Below are 19,624 nucleotides of genomic sequence, written 5' to 3'. Positions count from 1 at the left end.
TCTTTCATTCCAGTCTATAATATGTATATTGAACTGCCGAGGTATGGTAAGGCATACCCTGCAGAGCTGCAGATTATTTTGTGGAAGAAAGAGGAATCTTATGAAAACATTTGATGAATTATATCGGGATATTCTGAAAAGAAAGATCAGACTGGACGAGCCGCTGCCGGCCGACTATGATCCTTACCATCTGGACTGCCTGCTTCACCCGGAAAAATATGCCCCGGTCCTGCACATTGATGAATGCCAGGAGTGCGCCTATGAGCGTGCCTGCCAGAATAGCTGTATCTTCGATGCGATCCGGCCGGATGAGGAAGGAAAGCTGACGATCCGCCCGGATCTCTGCGCAGGCTGTGAGGCATGTATTGAGGCATGCCGGGATGGCCGGCTGACCGCAAGCAGAGACGTGCTTCCCGCGATGAAAGCCGTTCGGGAAGCCAAAGGCCCGGCCTATATGATGGTGGCTCCGGCATTTTTCGGACAGTTTAGTGAAAAGGTCACGCCCGGGCAGCTCCGTACGGCGTTTAAAGCGCTGGGATTTACCGGGATGGTAGAGGTCGCTCTGTTTGCGGATATACTGACTTTAAAAGAAGCGCTGGAATTTGACAGGCATGTGCAGCATACAGGAGATTACCAACTGACAAGCTGCTGCTGTCCCATCTGGATCTCCATGATCCGCAGGATCTACCACGAATTGATGCCCCATGTGCCCGGGGCCGTCTCTCCCATGGTTGCCTGCGGCCGCATGATCAAACGAATCCATCCGGATGCGGTCACCGTCTTTGCCGGTCCCTGCCTGGCAAAAAAGAAAGAAGCCAGGGAGCCGGACATTGCGGATGCAGTGGACTATGTGCTGACATTTCAGGAAATACAGGATATTTTTCAGGCGGCGGATATCCGTCCGGAGGAATTGGCTGACCTGGAAAAGGAGCATGCCTCCTCTGCAGGCCGGCTTTATGCCAGGACCGGGGGTGTGAGCCATGCGGTATCCGAGATGGTAGACCAGCTCCGCCCGGGCAGGGAGATCCATGTCCGCTCCGAGCAGGCAAACGGAACCAAAGCCTGCATGGAGATGATCCGCAGGATCAAGGAAGGGCAGACCGACGCGAATTTCTTCGAAGGGATGGGCTGTGCAGGAGGCTGTGTCGGCGGCCCTAAAGCAATCCTGGATGTGGAGGAAGGAACCCGGCATGTAGACGCCTATGCCGGAAAAGCCCCCTACAATACCCCGCTGGAAAATCCGTATGTGCGGAAGGTGCTGGAAGAACTGGGACTGGGAACGGTGGAAGAACTGCTGACAGAGGATGAGCTGCTTGTACGGGACTTTTCCTGAGAAGGGGCGCCTGATCCTGAAGCATTACAAAACCTCAGAAAATAACGTAGCCTGTGTTCAAGGCTGTATTATTTTCTGAGGTTCCTGAAAGAGATATATTTACTCAATCCGGCAAGGGGATCAGGAAGTCTGGTTTGACGAGCAGTTTCAGTTCCCGAAAGGGATATACTTATTCATCCAGTAATGGAACCTCCTCTGTGAAGGTCTCTTCCCCCAGTTCGTTTACCGTGGTATTCCCTGCCTTTCCGTACTGATAAAGCTGGTCTAAAAACTCAATTGCCGCACGGATCTTAGTGCGGAGCAGATACCCTCCCGATTGGGTGGATTCCGTCAGCGATGCGGGGGACAAATTGGGCGTCCACTCATAGGCCCTGCCGTGGAAATCCTGTATTTTACCCAATACGCTGCTGATCTCTTCCTTGGTCAGAGGAACAAGCTGGGGCGCTTTAACAAGCAGATCCAGCACCGTCCTGGCAGGCTCCGGCTCATCCGGATAAACGGCCTCCAGATTTTCGTATTCATGTTTGGCTTCAATTACATCCTCCGTATAGGAAGCGCTCAGCGCAAAGATGCTGAATGTATTCTCCGGGCAACGCTCCGGAAGCAGAAAACGGGCCATATTGCGGTAGGCGTTCAGACGGGCTTTTTTGCCGAGACGGCCCATCAGCTCGGTCTCATCAATGAGGATGACCCAGCCATGATACCCCATCAAAGTGAACAGATGGCTCATAAACTTAAAGTAATCACCGCAATGCTTCGTTTTTGTGAAATTGACTTTATACTTTACCGTCTCATTGAATATTCGGCGGTAGATCTTTTTCAAAGCTGCATTTGCAACAAAATCCCCTTCCAGATCGGCCTGAAGGAGGAATTTTTCGTCAGAGTCCTCCGTGTTCAGATAGGAGCGGAACAGATAGTACAGCTTATCCGTTTCCAATTGCTGCAGTACATAGACAAGCATTTCACTGGCTACCGGGCTGTTGGCGGAGATTTTTTCCAGTTCCTGCATAAATCCGGGCTGCTGACGCCTGGGCAGATAGGTGTTCTGAATGACCTTCTGATAGACCAGATACAACTTATCCATGGGAGTTTCTTTGCTCAGGGAAAGATAGGAAACAACCATGTTGTTGGAGTGGGCCAGATTGAATACGGTATTCAGAAGGTGGGTTTTTCCCTCGCCGTATTTTCCGCTGATGATCATACCGCTGGATTTTCCGGCATCGCATACCGAATCCAGACGGTCGGAGATTTCCCGCATGATTCTGGGTCTTGCTTCGGAAAAATACTGCCCTACGGCACGGGAGGGGACACCGGAGCGCAGAGCTTCAATGATGTGCCTTGCTTCAATATCATACATCCATCCGTACCTCCTGCATTATATTCTGAATCAACTGGGGAATGCCGATGGCTCCTGTCCTTGCCTGGGCTGCAACCTCTTCCGCAGCTTCACGGTCCAGCGGGGCAGCCTGTACATTTTTTTGCAGCTCGGCCAGGCTTCTGGATATGGAGACGATTACATCGGGCGTGTACTCCTGCACTGCCAGCCGGTCCAGATCGACCATATCCGAAAAGCGGTTGAAGCGCTCCCCGACAATCTCATTCTGGATGCGCATCCACAGAGCCTGATAGGATTTCAGGCCGGCATTTTCATTGTCGATCAGTTCCCGGTCAAAACCGTACACAAACATAATGTGCTTCATGCTGTCAATGTCATCAATGAGCTGGCGGATGCTCTCGTAGGTATCCTCCCGCTTCATCTTGGTATAATGTACTGGTTCCAGGCTGGAACGGCTGATCAGGATTTCAAGGTCGTCAATGGCAATGAAAAGTCCGGAGTACCCGCCCAGGTGGATGATTTCTGTCAAAGAACGAAGCATGTGTCTGGCATTGTATTTTGTGATGCGGCTGGGATAAAAATCCAGCGCGCGGAGCTGGGAAAGCTTGATCGTGCGGTCGCCTTCCAGCCATGCCAGAAGGAGATTCCGGTTCTGCTCCTCCAGGACAGGGTAGCCCAGGATGCTTCCCGTAAGCATGCTGCATGCAAGGGCAAAATTATTATCAAGCATGGGATTTTCCAGAAAGATATGCTTTAACTGGGTGCGGATCTCACGCCGGGTCAGCGCGTCCGCCTGACCATGTTCGGAAAGATAATCAATAAACCGCATTCCGTCCGAAACTTCATCGGGGTCATAGCCCATTTCGCGGATCAGATGGCGGCTGATCCCCTCCAGGCATTCCATGATGCCGCACTGAAGAAAGATTTCTTTGTATATTTCCTTAAAATCATGCATCCAGATATTTTTCGCTGAAAACTGAACGGCCTTATAATGTTCGTTTTGGGCAATTGCAGTCATCAGACGCAGGAAATGGGATTTTCCGCTGCCTGTGCGGCCGGTGATAAACTTGATCTTGCTGCCTCCGTTTTTTATATACTCCTGGAGATACTTTTCCTTCCAGAAGTCCGTAAGAAAATCAATCCCGCAGGTGAGCTGACGGGCGGAATCCAGTGGGGAAGGTGTCTGGTCTTCGAATGGGACGGAAGAAGATGCATTCTGAATAGGCGCGGCACCGTTTTCCGCACCGGCATCTGCAAACGTCATTCCATAAGGGCTGCCAGTATTATTTTTATCGCTGAAATCAAGGTTCATGCTCTCACCTCTTATTCTTCATAGAAACGGATGGTAGCCAGGAACTGCTCGTTTCCGTTCTGATCCAGTATACGGATAGATTTATTCTGATCCCGGGTCGGCCCAAACTGGAATTTCTTCCCGGCTTTGGTCTCGTCAATCCCGGAAATGTAAAGCCTGGCCAGGTCAAAGGCAAAGCTCTTCTGGCTGTAGTCCTTCCGGAAACGGCTCATGGGAGCCAGGAATTTGTACAGGCTGGTGAGATAGATGTCTGTTCCCGGCTGGCGTTTCTGTTTTAGAAGAGCAAGGTCGTATGCATCGGACAATTCATTCGCAAAGGTGAGTTCATTGAACGAAGCCTTGTTGAGCTTCTCCTGACTGCTTCGGATTGTGTCTATCAGACTCTGGGGGCGCATGCACTGCAGCTTCTTGCGGTCAAGATAGACATCCTGATTCTCGGCATCCAGTTTGACACGGTAAGGAAACATCTCGTAGACAGGAAATTCACCCCGGACATCGACACCCTTTTCTTCACAGACAGCAAGCATCTGTTCCGCGAAATCTCCGTTTTCAAAATAAGCCTTTGCATCAAAATCATCTACCGCGCCTGCCAGATCCTTTAATGAGGATGTGATAACTGCCGCAGCCTCCTCCATGGCGTTCAAGTCCCGGACAAGGCTTTTCACATCTCCGTTTTCTGTCTCACGTAAGACTGCTTTAAAAAGCCTTTGAAGAGAAGAAATGCAGTCCTTTACGGACTTTTCATGTGGCTGCAGGGTCTGGTATAAATCTTCGTAATTCATGTTTTCATCCTTTTCTTTTGTAAGATTTACAGCCATGTAAAACTGCGGCATAACATATGTGTGGGAATGGCTGTATGGAAATGCCATGAAGACCGCATTATTTCGGAATTCGTGAACTACAAAAAGTATATATGAAACAGTGCTGGTTTGCAATGTTTTGCAGGAGATTTGTGGAAAAATATTACAATTTGTTAATATTTACGGCCTGACCTTGCGCATTGCGGCAAGGTTCAAGGCATCGTAAACTGCAATTTAGTAAAAGAAAGAGATGGAAGAAGGATCTTGTAGATTCCCCAAAATCTGATACAATGGAATTAGAATCAGGAATTGTAGAAAGGCAGTCAACTCAAGATGAATGAGTGATTTACCTGCAGTTCCTTAGAGGCGGGTGGAACTGGATGGAAGAAAAGAAGCTTTATCAATGGCAGGAAGAATGCTTGGAACGGTGGTTTTCGAATCAAGGCAGAGGCATGGTACAGGCGGTTACCGGTTCTGGAAAGACCCTGCTGGCATTGACGGCTGCCGACCGTCTGGAACAGATGCTGGGCCAGGAGCTTCATGTTAAGATCGTGGTTCCCTCGGGGGCATTGATGCGGCAGTGGGATCGTGCGCTGAGAGAACATCTGGCCCCATACGGGGAAAAGCGGCCTTCAGTTTCCATGCGGGGACTGATCGGTCTGCGTGGAAGCGGCCATCAGGCTTCTTCGGATTGCCGCTATATGATCTATGTGATCAATTCCGCCCGCTACGAGCTGGCAAGGCAGATATTGGCGGAGCTGCGGCGCGGGGACGCCGTATTGCTGATTGCCGATGAATGCCACCACTATGTCAGCGGTCAGAACCAGTTGATTTTTGAATTTTTACCATATATCAATCCGGACGAAACACAATTTTATTCTCTGGGCCTTTCCGCTACACTTCCATCCGGGCAGGCACGGAATTTTCTTGCGTCCGTTCTCGGCCGAAAAATCTACAGTTACGGAATGTCCAGAGCGTCCGCCCAGCATACGGTGTGCCAATACGATATTTACCATATCGGTCTGTCTTTTGAAAAGGAAGAAAAGTACGAATATGACGAACTTACGAACGCGATGCTGACAATGTACCGTAAGCTGAAAGAGGAGCAGCCTTTTCTGGGCAAACTGAGCCAGAGTGAGTTCTATGAACTGCTACGCACCATGGCTGCCGGTAAGAACCGTGAGATTGCGGAGACGGCTTCAAAATACATGTATCTTTCCTATAAAAGAAAGAGCCTGGTCTGTCAGGCATCCGCAAGGATTTCCTGCGTATGTGAACTGATAAAAAACCTTGCGCCCCATGAAAAAATCCTGATCTTCGGGGAACGAATCGACCAGGCAGAAGAGCTGTACTGTCTGCTTCAGGAGCGTTACCCGGGAAGGGTAGGACGATACCATTCTAAAATGGGCGAGCAGGCAAACAGAAATGTTCTGGAGCGTTTCCGGGTAAATGACATTCGAATCCTGATTACCTGCAAGTCCATGGACGAGGGCGTGGATCTCCCAGATGCAGCCGTTGGGATTATTCTGTCCGGAACCTCCGCACAGCGTCAGCGCGTCCAGCGCCTGGGACGGATCATCCGCAAAAAAGAAGGCAAAAGTAAAGCATCTATGTATTACCTGCACATAACGGAAACTTCCGAGGAGGTCTGTTTTTTGCCGGATACAGGTGAAAACCGCCTTTTTGAGCTGGAATATATTCCGAAAATCCAGGCATTTTCCCATCCACGCTATGACAGAAGGGCGGAGAGGATATTGGAGAAGATGCAGAGAGCGGGCAAAAGTGAGGAGCAGCTTAGGGAAGCCAGAAGATGTCTGCGTCTGGGAATCGTGCGGTCCGACTGGCTGCGGGAGCCTGAGGAGATTGCCGGGTATATTAAGGGCGCGAGATATGCGGGGGAAAAAAATTACTGGATTTGTATGAAGAAGATGGCGGATGAAAAATGCACCGGAGGGTGAAGGCAGCATTTGTCCTGTGCTTGCCAGTAAAGATAATCTTCCCAAGCAAAATCATCCCATGATTTCGTCATCATCCACCTCAATTAGTTCATGAACTGTACCGCCTGCTTGTTCCATGCGTTTTTTGGATTCTAATAAGCGTGTCTGATTTTCTACAGAATAAAATGGATCGACACGAAGTTCAAAAGGGATGCCGTTATAACGTACGACTTGCTTTAGAAACATTGTTGTTGCCACAGAAATGTTGATACCTAACTCAGAAAAAATGGTTTCAGCTTGTTTTTAATGTACATGAGACAATAAAGGAAGAGTTTTATAAACAATTATAAATATAATATACAATATATAATCGTAATATGTCAACACAATGCACCGAAATGGCCTTTAGACCTTTAGATAGAGGTGAGAAAAGAAATTGTTATTTGTGGTAGTCGAAATTTTCGTGAAGTATGTTACTCTGCGAAAAGATTGGAGAAATCACTTGGAAAAATAGCCTTTAGAGGTTCAGATCATAAATGTTATGTTTGAAGATGACGGCGGACAAAAATTATATAGATAAAAAAGATATGCAGATTAACAGATATTCTTTTGGGGTAAACCTGATAAGCATCGAATGGATACACACGGATGGCCACCCTGGTACCTGACTGCGAATTTGACGGCGGTAAAATATATGCAGAAAAATGCAGAATATAAAAAATATGAATAATTGTGAAATTTTCAAGAAAAGTACTTGTTTTCAAGGAAAAATGGATAGATACGGCAAAACAGTCACCGCTTGGAAAATAGAAAAAAATATTTACAATCAAGAACAAATATGCTATGGTATAAAAGTAATTCAGGAAAAAACGGCGATTTTTCATTTTCGCAGAGTAACATACTTTGCGAAATCTCTCCCCCGTATAAGCCGTTCATTTCCTTAAGTACAGCCGGAGGACTCGGGCCGGCAGGGGGATGAACCAGAGTTTTTATAGACTGCAATCGAGGTGAACAGTGAATGCAGAATATCCAGGAACAGTATTTTGTGCTGACTTTGCCGCTGCAGGCAGAAGCCTGGCAGAAAGATATTTTGGAAAAGCGGTTTGAGATCCATCGGCAGATTTATAATGCCCTGCTTCAAAAAGCATTGACGCGATACAGGCAGATGGCACAGACCCGTGCTTACCGGAATCTCAAGGAAGCGCTGTCCCGGACAGAGGATCAACGGGAACGGAAGAAGCTGTTTAAAGAGAGGGACTGCCTGATCGAAAAGTATCAGCTCAGGAAGTACGATATTTGCAGGGATACTACAAAGTACAGACAATATTTCAAGGATCATACGGACAGCCCAATCGTCCAGAATCTGGCAAATGAGGTCTGGCAGGCCATTGACAGCCTGATACACGGGCACGCTGAGCAGGTACATTTCAAGCAGCCCGGTCAAATGAAGAGTCTGGCAGGAAAGACAAATCGTTCTTCCATCAAGCTGAGGGGAGAATGTCTCGTGTGGAAAGGGCTTGAAATTCCGGTTCGGAAAAAGAAAAACAGCCAGTATGAGGAACAGGCATTGTCCCAGGAAATCCGATTTTGCAGGATTAAAAAGACAATGATCCGTGGAAAAGACCGATATTTACTGGATGTGATTCTGAAAGGACAGATACCGCTGAAAAAAATCCAGGCGTCTGCGTCAGCAGAAAGAAGCAATGAAAATGTCAGCCTGGTGTATAGAGACGGTAACGTTGGCCTGGATATTGGATTCCGGAAGCTTGCCGTAGTCACAGAGGATACCGCAGCAGTTTATGATCTCCCGGAGAAAGACCGGGGCCTGGAAAAGAAAAAGAGAATATTAATTCAATATATGGAGCGCAGCCGCCGGAGCATGAATCCGGACAACTATTTTCCAGACGGACGAATCCGCCCGGGAAGCAGTGGCTGGAACTATTCACGTAATTATCGGAAGGCAAAGCTTGCATACAGAGAGATTTGCAGAAAACAGTCGGCGCTCCAAAAGCAGGAGCAATATCGGCTCGCCAAAGAAATCATTTCCTATGGAAATCAATTTTTTGTGGAAAATCTGGATTTTGCGAAGCTGGGAAGAAGGAAACCAAACGGGGCATACATGTCCGGTACAGCGCCGGGAGAATTTTTGCGGATTCTGGAATATAAGCTATCCCAACAGGAAAAACAACTCCAATGGATACTGCCGTTTCTGGTCAAAGCATCCGGATTCAACCATCACACCGGAACCTATCAGAAGATGCCTTTGAAAAAAAGCTGGCGGATCGTAGATGGGCAGAAGGTGGAAAAGAATCTGTACAGCGCATTTCTGCTGAGTAATCTGGCGGAGGATATGCAGTCCTTTGATCTGGAAAGGTGTGCAGAGAGGTTTCCGAAGTTTCTGGAAGCGCAGGGGGAAAAGCTTCAGTCTATGGCATCGTAAGCGGCTAAAGACTGAAAATGGCAAATTCGAAAAAGATGGTTATATAATTTTGATATGATTCCAGGGGAGCCCTGGGGTAAATATAGATTCGGTCTTGAGGCGGGCCAACATCCGAAACGGATAAAAGCCTTCGTAAAACAGGTTCAGGGCAGAGGTACTTCGGTTCTTTGCAGAAGCCTGACAGCGGGGGACCTTCGAGAGAAGAGCCTTGGTATAGAATAATAAATAGCAGAACTAAAAATCCGGGAGATTTCAAATCGTCGCTTCGTCGCGTTTGAAGGATTGTGGATGTTATATTTTGGGTAAAACCAAGAGGGCGACTCACTTAAATGATGGTGGAGTATACTACTAGCTAGGTTGCTTGTATTATATCCATTGTTATTAAAAGTGAAATGGCGAAGCATGCCAATTTTTATTTTTATATCATATGTTACATCAGGTTAGAAAACAATCCTATGATTTGCATGTGCTTTATCATAGAGTTCTAAATTTTCTAAACAGTATCACTGCATCGTATCATTCCTCTGTTTTATTCTGAAAGGAAGATCAAGGACATTATTCTCCGATATTTACTAGAAAAGTAAAAGAATAGTTTTTTGAAAATATAGCTTGTAAGAATTTATAAGTTCTTACAGGCTTTTTATATTTTGGAGAAAAAGGATAAAATCATGGATAATAAAGTAGATTTAAAATTTCAAAATTTAGAGCCTCTAAAGGAAAAAGCTTTTCTATCTTCTCCGACAATGCATGGAAAAGAGATAAAATTTATAATGGAAGCTTATGAGAGCAATTGGATGACCACGGTTGGAGAGAATATAGACAGTCTTGAAGATATGGTTGCAAGATATTTGGGTGTAAATCATGCCGTTGCATTAAGTAGTGGTACGGCTGCTCTCCACTTAGCTATAAAGTTGGCAGCTAAGAGACTATATAATAGCAGTTCAGGTGTATCAACTCCAGCCGGCCTAGGTAAAGGCGGCTCATTATTTGGTAAGCGGGTATTTTGCAGTGATATGACGTTTGATGCGACAGTAAATCCTGTTGTGTATGAAGGCGGCGAACCAATTTTCATAGATACAGAATATGATACTTGGAATATGTCGCCAGAAGCATTGGAAATGGCATTTAAACTCTACCCAGACGTGAGATTAGTGGTCGTTGCACATTTATATGGTGTTCCTGGAAAAATAGATGGACTTCGTACTATTTGTGATAAATATGGAGCTCTGCTTATAGAGGATGCAGCAGAATCTTTAGGGGCAATATATAGGAAACGGCAGACAGGTTCATTTGGAGATTTTGGATGTATAAGTTTTAATGGCAACAAGATCATTACAGGAAGCAGCGGAGGTATGTTACTGTGTGAAAATGAAGCTGATGCAAATAAAGCACGGAAGTGGTCAACACAATCACGTGAAAATGCACCATGGTATCAACATGAGGAGATTGGTTACAATTACAGAATGTCAAATGTAATTGCTGGCATTGTGAGAGGACAGTGGCCATATTTGTGTGAGCATATTAATCATAAGAAAGCAATTTATGAAAGATATAAAGAAGGATTGACAGATTTGCCGATAAAAATGAATCCGGCTGATTTTCAAAACAGTAGTCCTAATTATTGGCTGAGTTGCATGATCATTGATGAGAATTATATGTGTGAAACACGCCAATCAGAATGGGACGCGATATATAAATCTGAATCAGGAAAATCATGTCCTACAGAAATATTAGAAGCATTAACTATATTTAATGCAGAAGGAAGACCAATTTGGAAGCCAATGCATATGCAGCCGATATACAGAAATTGTGCATTTATAACAACAAAAGGCTTTGGAAGAGGAAATAGTAATGCATATATTAAAGGAGAGAGAGGCGATGATGTAGGGGCAGATATTTTTAGAAGAGGTATATGTCTTCCATCTGATATTAAAATGACAAAAAATCAGCAAGATCTGATAATTGAGGTTATTCACCGTTGTTTCAAATAGTATTTCTTCTATACATAAGATGATACATAAATTTCGATCATGAAAAGATAGCCGCTTTTCATAGTTTTTGTTGGGAGAAAAGAAATTGGAGGAAAAAATGCGACGGTTCCAGCGAAAAATAAGCTTCTATGAAAAGTATGTTAAACGAGGAGCGGATATTATTTGTGCAGCAACAGTACTTTTGTGTTTTGGTTGGCTTTATATCATAATTGCTTTTTTGGTGAAAATTAATTTGGGCTCACCAATTATATTTAAGCAACCACGGCCAGGATTGATAGATTCAAAATCCAAACAAGAGAAGATATTTTTTATGTACAAGTTTAGAACAATGACAGATGAAAGGGACTGCGAAGGTAAAATTCTTTCGGATGAACAAAGATTAACGAGATTTGGTCGAATTTTACGTTCTACAAGCCTCGATGAACTTCCAGAGATTGTAAATATCCTAAAAGGTGACATGAGTCTAGTAGGGCCGCGCCCACAGCTTGTGAGAGATATGGTATTTATGACTGATGAACAGCGTATGAGACATACGGCAAGACCAGGATTGAGTGGACTGGCGCAGGTGAATGGTAGGAATGCAATATCTTGGGAAGATAAATTAGAATATGATTTACAATACATAAAAAAAATCAATTTTTGGGGCGACATAAAAATAATTTTAAAAACAATAGTAAAGGTATTTATTAAAAAAAATGATTATGAGGAAGAGACTTTTATTGTCCCAGATTTTGGAGATTGGTTACTACAGGAAGGTAAAATAACTAACGAAGAGTACAATGTTATGCAAAACTATGCAAAGAATTTGTTAGGAATGTGAGAAAAATGGAATACAAAAATACTAAAAAGGAGCCTTTCGTTTCGGTACTGTTGGTAACTCGGAATGAAAGGAGTTGTTTGGAACAGGCACTGAATTCATTGCTTAATCAGACATATCCAAAAGAAAAGTATGAAATCATTATCGTTGACGGCTTATCCGAGGACGGGACGGCAGATAGAGTATGCGAATTGATAAATGAATATGGGAAAAAAGGATATGATATTCGACTGCTTTACAACAAAAAAAGAATACTTGCAAGCGGATGGAATCTTGGAATCCAGAATGCAAGGGGCGACTATGTAGTACGGATTGATGCTCATGCAAAAGCAGAAAAGGATTTTATTGAAAAAAGCGTGAAAACAATTTTAACTGTTGAGGATTCTGTTTGTGTAGGAGGAAAACTGATAACTAGATCTATGGAAGATGATTGTGATGTGGTTTCAAAAATATTGTCTTCACCGTTTGGAGTAGGTAATTCATCATTTCGTATATCGAATACTCCTGGATATGCTGATACTGCAGTATATGGATTATATAAAAAGAAGATTTTTGAACAGGTCGGATATTTTGATGAGTTTTATGTAAGGAATCAGGATATAGAAATACATTCAAGGATAAAGAAAGCAGGTGGAAAATTTTATTTTAATCCTGAGATAAAATGTGTTTATTATACTAGGAATACAGTAAAAAAGATGGCCAAACAAGCATTTGAAAATGGCAAATGGAACATGGTTTTATTAAAAAATGGTAGAAATGCATTATCGTTGAGACATCTTATACCATTTGGATTTGTAATGTATCTAATTGTATCATCAGTGATGGGCTTATGGAAAAAGTGGATATGGAAAATCGAAGGTTATGTTATTTTGCTTCATACAATAATGGGAGTTAGAGCTGCATTAGAGAAGACAAAGAAAATGACGGAAATAATTGTAATGCCAATCTTATTTCTAATATTACATTTGTCTTATGGGGTAGGGTATATAGCTGGAATATTCATTAAAAGGGAGACATAAAGAATGGGAGTTTATGAAGGGTTAGTTACACATAAGGAAAAATTAGCTTTAATTGGTCTGGGATATGTCGGAATGCCTATAGCTATAGCGTTTGCAAAAAAAATAGATGTAATTGGTTTTGATAATAATCCAAGTAAAATTGCGCTTTACAAATCAGGAATAGACCCGACGAAAGAAGTAGGGGATGAAGCGATAAAAAGAACAACATTGGAATTTACATATGATGAAACGAAATTGAAAGAGGCCAGATTTCACATAGTAGCCGTTCCTACCCCAGTGAATGACGATCACACTCCTGACTTAAGACCTGTGAAAGAAGCATGTGCTGTTTTGGGGAGGAATCTGAGAAAAGAAGCAATTGTTGTTTTCGAATCTACGGTCTATCCGGGAGTGACAGAAGAGATATGTGTTCCAATATTGGAACAGAAGTCGGGGCTTAAATGTGGTTTGGATTTTAAAATCGGTTACAGTCCAGAGCGAATTAATCCAGGTGATAGAAAACATAGGTTGGAAAATATTAAGAAAATTGTTTCAGGTATGGATGCGGAAACCATAGATGCCATTGCTAAAGTATATGAACTGGTGGTTGAAGCAGGCGTTCATAAAGCAGAAAGTATAAAAATTGCTGAAGCAGCCAAGGTTATCGAAAATAGCCAGAGGGATATTAATATAGCTTTTATGAATGAACTCTCTCTGATTTTCAATAAAATGGGAATTGATACAAAAGCTGTTCTTGAGGCAGCAAGTACAAAGTGGAATTTTTTGAATTTTTATCCAGGACTTGTAGGTGGACATTGTATTGGTGTAGATCCGTATTATCTGACATACAAAGCAGAAATGCTGGGATATCATAGTCAGATTATATTGTCTGGACGACGTATAAACGATAATATGGGTAGATATGTAGCAGAAAATTGTGTTAAAAGTCTCATTTCCTCAGATAAATCAGTAAAAAATGCTAAAGTTGCAATATTAGGGTTTACTTTTAAAGAAAACTGTCCAGATATAAGAAATACAAAAGTTATTGATATAGTGAATGAATTAGAAGAGTATGGAATAAAACCAATGATTGTAGATCCGCAAGCAGACCCAACTGAAGTAAAAGGATTATACGATGTGGAATTTGTGGATTCAGGAAGAGTAAAGGAAATGGATGCAGTAATTTTGGCTGTAGCTCATGACGAGTTTAAGAAGCTTCATATAAAAGATATAGATGCATTCTACGGATCTAAGTGTAAAATACTTCTTGATTTAAAAGGGATACTAAACCGTAAAGAGTATGAAGGCGCTGGATATAAATATTGGAGGTTGTGAAAAGGAGACAAAAATGAGGTATACAGATTTAAAAATTCCTCCGGAATCCCTATTTTTAGTTACGGGTGGGGCTGGGTTTATAGGATCGAATCTTTGTGAAGCTATATTAAGCTTTGGATATAAAGTACGGTGTCTGGATGATTTTTCTACAGGTAAAAAAGAAAATATAGAGCCATTTATTAGAAATTCCAATTTCGAGTTTATAGAGGGGGACATCAAGAATATAGAAACATGTATTAAATCTTGCAAAGATGTAGACTATGTACTTCATCAAGCGGCATGGGGAAGTGTACCAAGGAGTATTGAAATGCCGGTATATTATTGTTTTAACAATATATTAGGAACGGTCAATCTGCTTGAGGCTGCAAAGCAGAATAACGTAAAGAAATTTGTGTACGCATCAAGTTCCAGTGTCTATGGTGATGAACCGAATTTGCCAAAACTTGAGGGGCGTGAAGGAAATCTTTTATCACCGTATGCAGTAACAAAAAGAGCAGATGAGGAATGGGCGAAGCAATATACAAAACATTATGGACTTGATACTTATGGACTTAGATATTTTAATGTATTTGGCCGGCGACAAGATCCTAACGGGGTTTACGCAGCAGTAATTCCCAAATTTATTAAACAATTAATGAATGGCGAGAGACCGACCATAAATGGTGATGGAAGACAAAGTAGAGACTTTACATATATTGAGAATATAATAGAGGCAAACATGCGGGCATGTATGGCGGGGCATGAAGCTGCAGGAGAAGTATTCAATATCGCTTATGGGGGAAGAGAGTATCTGATTGACATATATAATGATCTCACAAAAGCATTAAATATAAATACTGAACCTATATATGGACCAAACCGTATAGGGGATATCAGGCACTCAAATGCAGATATAACAAAAGCAAGAAAGATGCTGGGATATAATCCAGAATGGAGCTTTAAAAGAGGAATAGAAGAAGCTATTGAATGGTATAAGGATAATTTGTAAAGATGCGAAAAACAAGATTACGTAGTTATGGTTTTTTCAATTATATAAATTGTTTGATATGGACGTTGGTCATTTTTTCTATATATTTTCAGGTGCCGTACAAAAAGCTTTCTTCATTAATTGTCGTGTTTTTTGGATTGTATATGATTTTTAACATTAGACAAGTTATATACTATTCTCTGGAAGGAAAATTGTTAAAAACGGGAGTTGCATATCTTCTTTACATAAGTATCAGCAGTATATACTCAATTATAAATGGACAGGATATCAGCAGAATATTACGTTTTTATTTGATTCTTTTTGTAATACCGCTGTGTTTTTTATTACAAAGAAAACGGTTTGACTTGGAGTATTCAATATTCATGATATTATCTGTTGCAAAAAGTGTTTATATTATTTCAATTGCAATAAAAATGGTTATAGAAGGGACATATATTCCTTTTAGACAGTGGGCACAGATAAATAATTATGGAGACGCATATTTTGTATATGGATTCTTACCAAGAGTACAATTATATGGTAATGCATTGCTTGTTTTTGCATTTGTTATACGATTTTATAAAACTAAAAAAATTGATATTTGCAATATAATTCTTTTGCTAGGAGTATGTACTGCTGGCAATTTTTCATTCCTATTAGGTGTAGTAGTATTTTTAGCCGGATATTTTTTGCTTTCTATCGACCCTAAGCGTATACAACCGTGGAAGGTTATGGTTTTAATAGTACTTGTAATATTGCTTTCTATTTTTTCTTATTATGCATTTTTAGAAATGGGTAGAAAAACAGATACAGGTAATGCATTGAAAATCAGACAAATAAAAATGTTGCTGGATACAAACTTATTATTTGGTAAAGGTATAGCAAGTGAGGTAGAAGCTAATGTCTTATTAGGACGCCTTGCAAATGCTAACTATTATGAAATGCAGACATTTTATATTTTTTACCAGATAGGTGCAATAGGGATTGGTCTATTTTATTATATAACATTGTCATTATGTAAAAAATATGGAAATAATATTTTGGGGTTGTATATTATATATCTTTTATATACTTTCTTTAATCCATATTGCTTTGATACGACGCAGATGATAAGTATTGTTCTATTAATAAACATAAAAGGGGCACCGGGGTATGCAAAAAATTATTGCAATTATAACAGTCTATTATCCTCACAGCGAAAACGTAGAAAATATTGCATCAATAGCCAGTCAGGCAGATATGACCTTTGTAGTAGACAACAGTAAACAAGACAATAGTAATATGTTTACAGGGATGAATATTATATATCATTCTATGGGATACAATAGTGGAATTGCAAAGGCTTTTAACTATTATTTAAAAAATAGTAACTATAGATTTAATCTTGATGACTATATTATATTTTTTGACCAGGATTCGAAAATTTCTGATGAGCATATAAGAAAATTAGTGAAAATATATGAGTTTACAAAAAGAAAATATAGTAATTTAGGATGTATAGGACCGATTTATTATAATACTAGTAATAATACATATGAAATTCCTCATATAAAAAGGCGGTTAAATAAATATTGTTATTCGGTAACCGATTTGATTACATCCTCGATGTTGTGTGAGTACGGTAAACTGAAAAGTGTAGGATATTGGAATGAAGATTTGTTTCTTGATGGTGCAGACTGGGATTTGTGTTGGAGATTAAAAAAAGGTGGAATGTTATGTTGCCTTACCGATTACGTAAGTTATAGACACTCGGTTGGAATAGGCGAAAAGAAAATACTGGGAATTTCAATGCGCAAAAATAATTTGAACCGATCTTATTATAGAACAAGAGATAGTCTTTATTTGCTTCATAGAGAGTATACTCCTCTAAGAATTCGAATTCGACTATTAATTGACGCATCATTTATAAATTTTTTTAGAATTATATTCCTGGATAATCGTAGAGAAAGATGTTGCTTAATGATAAAAGGTTATAAAGATTACAATTCAAAAATTACAGGTGAATTACGCACATAGGAAAAAGGATTTTGAGGAAAGTAAGGAAAACTCATAAAATGAAAACAGATTTTCAAAAAGAAAAAAAACGTTGTTTTTTGGTGTTTAAAAAAGACTTATATTTTTATCGATATTGCAAGAATAGACAGTATAGATGTGACCAGATATTTACACACTATCGTTTAGGCTTTTTTGTGGCACATGTTTTAAAAAAGATGAACTTGAAAATTCCGAAAATACTTTTAGGCGAATGGAAAAAGGAAATAAGGAAATTTGATACTATTGTAATTTCTGATTATGCATATTTTCCGGGATTAGAAAAAATTATTTCGAATGTAAATCCTAATTGTAGAATTGTGTTTTATTATATGAATAGCATTAAATATATTAAAGAAAGATATTTAGAAATAGATTACATTAAATCTTTGTTTGGAAAAAATATATACAGTTATAATCAAACAGATGCTAATAAATATAATATATATTTTAAAACTACAATGTATAAGCTGCCAGCAAAATTGAATTTAGAACAAAACGTTTTTACGGATTTTGTTTACTTGGGGCGTGATAAAAATAGAGGGAATGGTATTTCGGAATTTAACGATATGGTTTGTAAAAAATATTCTGTTAATATTAAAATATTAGATTACCATGGCAAATTGGGGTGCAAAAAATTTGTGGATTATGAAAAATATATTTTTAATATGCTTTTATCAGCTAAAGTTATAATTGATATGATAGAAGAGCCATCAGAATGTGTTACACTGAGAGCTTTAGAGGCACTCTTCTTTAATAAAAAATATCTTACAAATAATATAAAGATTAAAGAATTGGAAATATATAATCTGCTTAAGGAAAATACACTTTTTATCGATTATAAGAGAATAAACTTAGATGAAATAGATGATTTTATGAATAAAAAGACAAAAATGATTGATTCAAAAGAAAAAGAAAAATATATTTTTGAAAATTGGTTAAAAAATATATGATATATTCGGACTGATAAAATAATTTTTGATTGATTAACTACATAAGCAAAAATATAAATTACCACAAAAATATTATACTTTTTAGCCTATACTAGTAATAGTACTTTATAGAGATAGAGCAGGTTGCCAGCTAAGTCGGTGCATAGTAAAAGTAGTATGTTGTGATTTGTTAAGAATAAAATTGGGGTAATGATTAACAATGAGTGCAGTACATAATATAGCTTTTCATATAATACGTGATATTAAAAGAATGGTTATAAAAACTAAATTAGAAACAGAATACAATTTCAAAATGAAATTACAAAATAATGTTCAGATAATAAAAAAAAATAATTGTCAACAGACACTTTTTGTAACACACAATTTAGGGGGAGGCACGCAGCAGTTTGAGGATTCTTTTGTAGGACTTGGAAACAATATTTTGATTCTTAGAAGACTTGGATATATGTTTATGCAAGATGCGTTTTTCCAGATAGAGTCTAACGGTGACAAAAAAATTATTAAAGTAAGTGATATTAAAAAAATTTGGGATCTTAATTTTGATGAAATTATCATAAATTCTATGGTAGGATTTAGTTGCATAGAAAGTATTATAGACAATATTATTAATTATAAAAAGCAAAATCCTGAGTGCACTATTAGATATTTTGTTCATGATTATGATTGTATATGTCCTTTGCATAATTTGTTTTTTAATGGAAAATATTGCGAATTGAATTGTTCAAATTGTAATTTGCAGATGGATTATAGAAATAAAAAAGTGGATATACGAAAATGGCGTCACATATGGAAAAAACTTTTAGTAAATGTAGATGAAATACGTTGCTTTTCTTTTTCTTCAAAAGAACTGATTAAGAAAATATATAAAGATATAAATAATATTTCGGTTGTTCCGCATGATACATCATATATAAAGACTGATCAGAAACTAAAAATGAATCAATCCCAAATGTGTATAGGGTTCATAGGAAGCATTACAAATGGAAGCAAAGGAAATATTGTTGTAAAAAAAATAATTGGTCGATATGGAAATCAAATTGATATACGATTAATTGGAAGTAATAAATTACATTATATATTTGATAAAGGAAAAAAAGTAAAAAAGCTAGGGACTTATAATCGAGATGATTTAAGAAATGTTTTAATAAATGAGAAAGTAAATGTTATTATATTTCCATCTTTGTGGCCAGAGACATTTTCATATGTCGTTTCAGAATTAATGGCCTTTGATATAACAATTATTTGTTTTGACTTAGGTGCACAGGGTGAGAAAATAAGAAATTATCATAAAGGAATAGTATGCAAAAATATAGGAGAAATGTTTTCTATAATTGATTCCATATATAAGGAAAGCACGAAAGGATATTAGGATGT

At 39.6% G+C, this 19,624-nt stretch carries 16 protein-coding genes and 1 pseudogene; 13 read left to right on the top strand and 4 right to left on the bottom strand.

Going from position 1 to position 19,624, the window contains the following annotated elements:
* The first annotated feature begins 100 nt into the window (after nt 1-100).
* On the top strand, nt 101-1,333 hold the full coding sequence (locus tag EBB54_RS19885; RefSeq protein WP_125128674.1) for a [Fe-Fe] hydrogenase large subunit C-terminal domain-containing protein: 1,233 nt from the start codon (nt 101-103) through the stop codon (nt 1,331-1,333).
* Nucleotides 1,334-1,502: 169 nt separating this feature from the next.
* Here the strand turns inward: EBB54_RS19885 and EBB54_RS19880 are convergent, their stop codons facing one another.
* From EBB54_RS19880 to EBB54_RS19870, 3 genes are read right to left on the bottom strand one after another with little or no spacing between them, the layout of a single operon-like run.
* Nucleotides 1,503-2,690 carry a BREX system ATP-binding domain-containing protein gene (locus EBB54_RS19880; protein ID WP_125128673.1) on the bottom strand — a complete coding sequence of 396 codons (1,188 nt, stop codon included), beginning with the start codon at nt 2,688-2,690 and terminating at the stop codon, nt 1,503-1,505.
* Nucleotides 2,683-3,981 (bottom strand): BREX system ATP-binding domain-containing protein, encoded by a 1,299-nt coding sequence (locus EBB54_RS19875; protein WP_125128672.1) that lies wholly within the window; start codon nt 3,979-3,981, stop codon nt 2,683-2,685. Before EBB54_RS19875 ends, EBB54_RS19880 begins: the two co-directional genes overlap by 8 nt.
* An 11-nt stretch (nt 3,982-3,992) precedes the next feature.
* Nucleotides 3,993-4,763 carry a hypothetical protein gene (locus tag EBB54_RS19870; protein WP_125128671.1) on the bottom strand — a complete coding sequence of 257 codons (771 nt, stop codon included), beginning with the start codon at nt 4,761-4,763 and terminating at the stop codon, nt 3,993-3,995.
* A gap of 398 nt (nt 4,764-5,161) precedes the next feature.
* Here EBB54_RS19870 and EBB54_RS19865 point away from each other — a divergent pair, with 398 nt between their 5' ends.
* Nucleotides 5,162-6,739 (top strand): DEAD/DEAH box helicase, encoded by a 1,578-nt coding sequence (locus EBB54_RS19865; protein ID WP_125128670.1) that lies wholly within the window; start codon nt 5,162-5,164, stop codon nt 6,737-6,739.
* 51 nt (nt 6,740-6,790) lie between these two features.
* On the opposite strand, the pseudogene EBB54_RS19855 reads toward EBB54_RS19865, so the two are convergent.
* A pseudogene (locus EBB54_RS19855) lies at nt 6,791-7,009 on the bottom strand (type II toxin-antitoxin system RelB/DinJ family antitoxin); the annotation flags it as partial.
* Between the two features lie 431 nt (nt 7,010-7,440).
* Between EBB54_RS19855 and EBB54_RS29950 the strand changes: the two are divergent.
* The 11 genes from EBB54_RS29950 to EBB54_RS19805 all read left to right on the top strand — a co-directional run bounded on the left by EBB54_RS29950 (nt 7,441) and on the right by EBB54_RS19805 (nt 19,619).
* A complete protein-coding gene (locus tag EBB54_RS29950; RefSeq protein ID WP_148099384.1) occupies nt 7,441-7,662 on the top strand; it encodes a hypothetical protein in 222 nt (73 codons plus the stop codon).
* 74 nt (nt 7,663-7,736) lie between these two features.
* Nucleotides 7,737-9,158 carry a hypothetical protein gene (locus EBB54_RS19850; protein ID WP_125128668.1) on the top strand — a complete coding sequence of 474 codons (1,422 nt, stop codon included), beginning with the start codon at nt 7,737-7,739 and terminating at the stop codon, nt 9,156-9,158.
* Nucleotides 9,159-9,826: 668 nt separating this feature from the next.
* Nucleotides 9,827-11,149 (top strand): DegT/DnrJ/EryC1/StrS family aminotransferase, encoded by a 1,323-nt coding sequence (locus tag EBB54_RS19845; RefSeq protein WP_125128667.1) that lies wholly within the window; start codon nt 9,827-9,829, stop codon nt 11,147-11,149.
* 97 nt (nt 11,150-11,246) lie between these two features.
* Entirely contained in the window at nt 11,247-11,969 is a 723-nt protein-coding gene (locus EBB54_RS19840; protein ID WP_125130917.1) for a sugar transferase, read from the top strand.
* Nucleotides 11,970-11,974: 5 nt separating this feature from the next.
* Nucleotides 11,975-12,985 carry a glycosyltransferase family 2 protein gene (locus EBB54_RS19835; protein ID WP_125128666.1) on the top strand — a complete coding sequence of 337 codons (1,011 nt, stop codon included), beginning with the start codon at nt 11,975-11,977 and terminating at the stop codon, nt 12,983-12,985.
* A 3-nt stretch (nt 12,986-12,988) separates the two neighbouring features.
* Nucleotides 12,989-14,299, top strand: coding sequence for a nucleotide sugar dehydrogenase (locus EBB54_RS19830; RefSeq protein WP_125128665.1), 1,311 nt, complete (start codon nt 12,989-12,991; stop codon nt 14,297-14,299).
* 13 nt (nt 14,300-14,312) lie between these two features.
* Nucleotides 14,313-15,287 (top strand): SDR family oxidoreductase, encoded by a 975-nt coding sequence (locus EBB54_RS19825; RefSeq protein ID WP_125128664.1) that lies wholly within the window; start codon nt 14,313-14,315, stop codon nt 15,285-15,287.
* A gap of 362 nt (nt 15,288-15,649) precedes the next feature.
* Complete coding sequence (locus EBB54_RS19820; RefSeq protein ID WP_148099383.1) at nt 15,650-16,531, top strand: hypothetical protein; 882 nt, start codon at nt 15,650-15,652, stop codon at nt 16,529-16,531.
* Entirely contained in the window at nt 16,506-17,282 is a 777-nt protein-coding gene (locus EBB54_RS19815; protein ID WP_243127737.1) for a glycosyltransferase, read from the top strand. Before EBB54_RS19820 ends, EBB54_RS19815 begins: the two co-directional genes overlap by 26 nt.
* Before the next feature lie 38 nt (nt 17,283-17,320).
* Complete coding sequence (locus EBB54_RS19810; protein WP_125128661.1) at nt 17,321-18,250, top strand: hypothetical protein; 930 nt, start codon at nt 17,321-17,323, stop codon at nt 18,248-18,250.
* Between the two features lie 292 nt (nt 18,251-18,542).
* A complete protein-coding gene (locus EBB54_RS19805) occupies nt 18,543-19,619 on the top strand; it encodes a glycosyltransferase (RefSeq protein WP_162307172.1) in 1,077 nt (358 codons plus the stop codon).
* Nucleotides 19,620-19,624 lie beyond the last annotated feature (5 nt).

Source organism: Schaedlerella arabinosiphila (genome assembly GCF_003885045.1).
In the GTDB taxonomy this organism is placed as follows: Bacteria; Bacillota; Clostridia; order Lachnospirales; family Lachnospiraceae; genus Schaedlerella; species Schaedlerella arabinosiphila.
The sequence above is the reverse complement of the archived record's forward strand: the minus strand, read 5'-3'. Positions and strand labels throughout refer to the sequence as shown.